Origin of the sequence: Sphingobacterium sp. UBA7253, from assembly GCF_002472745.1 — a bacterium.
In the GTDB taxonomy this organism is placed as follows: domain Bacteria; phylum Bacteroidota; class Bacteroidia; order Sphingobacteriales; family Sphingobacteriaceae; genus Sphingobacterium; species Sphingobacterium siyangense.
Genome location: NZ_DKSP01000134.1, coordinates 39,664 through 42,494 on the forward strand (window position 1 = coordinate 39,664; position 2,831 = coordinate 42,494).

Genomic DNA, 2,831 nt, shown 5'->3' on the forward strand with positions numbered 1-2,831 from the left:
GGCCATACAAATCCTTCCATAAAATAATCGTCCCCTCGACGACAAAAATATTTATTCTCTTTTCCTTCCCTGAACACCCAGTAGTTCTCATCAACCTTAATACCCGGATCGATCATCACCACGGTTTTAAAACCATCATTGGCCAAATCGCTGATCATGTTTTTAGGATTAGGAAAATACTGTTTATTCCAGGTAAAACAGCGGTATCCTTCCATGTAATCGATATCTAGGTAAATAGCATCACATGGAATCTGTCGCTTCCGAAACTCCTCAGCAACCTTCCGGACATTCGCTTCGGGATAGTAGCTCCAACGACACTGGTGGTAGCCAATTGCCCACAAGGGTGGCAGGTAATGCGTACCTGTCAACGTATGATAACGACGGATAACATCGATAATATGCGGACCATGGATATAATAGTACTGCAGTTCCCCGCCTTCGGACCAAAAGCTTGTTTTTCCCGGATCTTCCGCAGCGAAATCAAAATACGTTTTAAAGGTATTGTCAAAGAAAATCCCATAGGCCTCACCATCTTTTAAGCCGATATAAAATGGAATAGTTTTATACAATGGATCTTGATCGTAAGCAAAAGCATAGGTATCTGAATTCCAGTTTTTAAGCCTTTTACCTCTCAGATTCAATTTAGTCGCCTTGTCCCCAAGTCCATAAAAAGCTTCATTTTCAAAGGCCACTTTCGTGCTATATACATAGTAACCTCCAAAATCGGGATTTTCCTCCCAGTGCATCGGTGCCAAATCAGCGTTAAACAGCTTCCCTGAACGATCAGCAAAAGAAATCAAAAAGTCATTCTTATTGATCTTACAAGAAATTGTATTCGTATGAACCAGATAATGGTCAGTCTCTTCCTTACATTGATGTATACTAACACGATGATCTTTCTTGGCCAAGGCATAGGAAAAATCCTCCAAAAAAGTCCCTTGTGGAGCCAGCCGAACCCTGACGATCTCGTCCGTGACGATCTTAATTTCTACCTTGGCTTTGCCGTCAGAAAAATAATAGGACTTATCGTTTTGATTGTGGGCTACTATGGTTTCAAGGTATTTCTTTTCAATTTTAGGTAAATCCAATACCGGATTATTCACATGATGCATACTCTCCAAAGTACCATCATTTTCCTCCTCATTTAGTGTGGTTTGATTTAGGTTGTCGTCTTCAAGCATAGTTGTAATATGTTAAAAAGTTTCTGAAGGCTTAATTCCTCTTTAAGATAGAAAATTAATCCTGCGCTGACAACAAAACACAAAAAAAAATCCCGCCTATCGGGATAGACGGGATTTTTTTCAATACCTGTGGATAAAGTTCTACAGCTTACTTAATGAAATGCGCACGAAGCATCCAAGCCATCTTCTCATGCTTTTCTAATAATCCGACCAAAAAGTCCTCCGTACCATTATCTGCAGTTCCTTCAACCACGGAAATATCGGCACGAATTGACATCGCTATAGATTCATGGTCAGCCAACAATTCCTTGTAATAGGACTGACTGTCGGTTTTTTCTGAAGCAGACTCCGTTAAACGAGTCAATTTCAAATATTTATCAAACGTACCTACCGCATAATGCCCTAAAGTACGTACACGTTCTGCTACTTCATCGATCACTTCAGCTAGTTCATCGTATTGTGATTCCAAAAATAAGTGAGCAGCATGAAAATCCGCACCTTCTACATTCCAATGCGCGTTGCGCGTTTTCATGTAGATAATGTGTTCATCTGCCAACAGCACATTTAGCAACTTTGCAACTTTTTTCAAGTCCGCATCTTTAATTCCAATTGAAGTTTTCATATGTATAATCTTTTGTTAACTATATGTTTTAAATGCTTAGTTAAATTTACCCAAAAATGCGGTAAAAACCAAATAAAAAGCCACTCAAATTCACAACAGTTACCTCAACCCATTATGCCAAAACCGACTTGTATATCGTATAGCTGCAAAGGGTTTGCTATACCGAAAAAATGAAAATACCGAAGCTGGAGTGACCTTGATCTTTGTCGACAGCAATTAAACCTAAACAGTATCTTATATACGAAACATTTTAAACAAAAATCGATCAAGCTATTATTTAAAGCACATAATGTTGTATTTTTGCGAACATCTTTATTTTGAGGGAGCGCTGCGGACAAAATGGACAACAATACATATTTTCATCAATTCAAACAGGATATTTCAGCTATTGAACTTCCGATACGATTTACTTTTCCATTTTGCTATGAACCGCACCCCCTTGCCGTCACTGCCGCACAAGAACTCCAATACTACATCGAAACCCAAAGCGATTGGACCCACAATTTTGGCCTAGACTCCGCCGTGGAGGGACTCGCTATTGGAAAAATGTTCGGTGTACTGGTTGTCAGAAACCAACATAATGAGCTTGGCTACCTTGCCGCTGTTTCGGGAAAACTGGCCGGAAGCAACAAACACCGGCATTTTGTACCTCCCATCTTCGATATGTTGGAAGAAAACAGTTTTTTCCTAAACGAAGAGGTGCATCTCAATGCGCTGAACCGAAAAATAGAAAATCTTGAAGCAAGTGAAGAGCTGGCAAACGCCCAACGTAATCTTGGTCTATTAAAAAACGGATGGGATAAATCACTCGATGAACTAAAATCGAAATTGAGAATTCAAAAGAAGGAACGCAAAGAAACCCGTACAAAATTGAAGGTCACTTTATCGGATGCGGAGTACGAGTTATTGATGGAAGACATGCGGAGCCAGAGTTTAAAAGACAAACAACAGCTTCAACGTTTTCAATATGAAATGCATTTGGCCCTGGAGACAGAAAGTAACCATTTACACCAGTTGCTATCGACGAT

The 2,831-nt window shown here is 39.7% G+C and carries 1 protein-coding gene and 2 pseudogenes; 1 reads left to right on the plus strand and 2 read right to left on the minus strand.

Annotated elements, in window-relative coordinates; translation table 11 throughout:
- Together B2X72_RS13860 and B2X72_RS13865 are read right to left on the minus strand one after the other, a co-directional pair.
- Positions 1 to 1,181, minus strand: a pseudogene (locus tag B2X72_RS13860) (TIM-barrel domain-containing protein); the annotation flags it as partial.
- Positions 1,182 to 1,329: 148 nt separating this feature from the next.
- The gene (locus tag B2X72_RS13865) at positions 1,330 to 1,803 is read right to left on the minus strand and encodes a Dps family protein (RefSeq protein WP_145327460.1); all 474 of its coding nucleotides are present in this window, start codon (positions 1,801 to 1,803) and stop codon (positions 1,330 to 1,332) included.
- Between the two features lie 339 nt (positions 1,804 to 2,142).
- Between B2X72_RS13865 and B2X72_RS13870 the strand changes: the two are divergent.
- Positions 2,143 to 2,831 (plus strand): annotated as a pseudogene (locus B2X72_RS13870) (RluA family pseudouridine synthase); the annotation flags it as partial.